This window comes from Actinomycetota bacterium, assembly GCA_030682655.1.
Lineage (GTDB): Bacteria > Actinomycetota > Coriobacteriia > Anaerosomatales > JAUXNU01 > JAUXNU01.
Window position 1 is genome coordinate 1 of sequence record JAUXNU010000016.1, and the last position, 1,050, is coordinate 1,050.

1 protein-coding gene is annotated in these 1,050 nt (G+C 63.1%); it reads left to right on the top strand.

From position 1 onward, the window contains the following. The first annotated feature begins 96 nt into the window (after positions 1 to 96). Positions 97 to 630, top strand: a complete 534-nt coding sequence (locus Q8K99_01070; protein MDP2181148.1) for a helix-turn-helix domain-containing protein — start codon at positions 97 to 99, stop codon at positions 628 to 630. Positions 631 to 1,050: the final 420 nt, after the last annotated feature.

Consider the following 1,050-nt stretch of genomic DNA (forward strand, 5'->3'; position numbering starts at 1 on the left):
ACTAGTCCTTCGTTGAGGACTATTCGATCACGGTGACTTGCACTGGCGATCGCCGTTTGATCAAACGAGCCGGTGCCACGACAAGCGCCCTTCAAGATGACGCGCGAAAGCGCGAAGGAACTTCGAGCGATTGAGGGCAACCTGCTGAGCAGCCGAAAGTGGCTGCGCGTTCGGGCGCTACAACTCCTGAACAAGGGCCGCAGTGTGCAGGAGGTCGCCGATGGCCTTGGGACCTTCCCTCGCGTGATTCGACGCGTGAGGGATGGGTACCTGGCGGCGGGCCTCGCCGGCGCACTGGAGGATGCGCCAAAGAGCAATCGGCTCAAGCCACGGCTCGATGACGGCCAGGCGGCAAAGTTGGTGTCACTGGCGTGCAGTGCGCCGCCACCGGGCGCGGCGCGCTGGACGTTGTCGCTGTTGGCGGATGAGGCCGTGCGCCGAGGAATTGGCCCGGTGGTTTCGCGCGACAACGTGCACAAGGTTCTGAAGCGCCACGACTTGAAACCGTGGCGGGAAAAAAATGTGGTGCGTACCGAAATTAGACGACGAGTACGTGGCCCGGATGGAAGACGTCTTGAAATTGTACTCGGCACCGTCGAGGAGCGCGTATCCGCTCGTCTGCCTCGATGAACGCCCAGTTCAACTCCACGACGAGGTTCGGGCACCGACCTACGCCCGCCCAGGGCGGCCCGCGCGACGAGATGCTGAGTACAAACGACGGGGCACAGCGAACGTGTTCGCGATTGTCGCACCTCGGCTCGGCATTCACCTGACGCATGCGACCAAGGACAGGAAGTCGCCGAGCTACGTCAGGGCGCTGCAGCGGATCGCGGCGAAGTTCCCGAAGGCAAAGCGAATCCACCTGGTGCAGGACAACCTGAGCAGTCACACCGAGGCCGCCTGCATCCGGTGTCACCACCGACGTGATCGAGATCCACTTTCACCGAGATCACCGGAGACCCGGGTCTAAACGTTCGATGTGGTCGCGATCGTGATCGCGTTGCCGCTCCGCCGGAGCGAGCGCAGCGAGCGAAGGCGGCCTGTCATCGG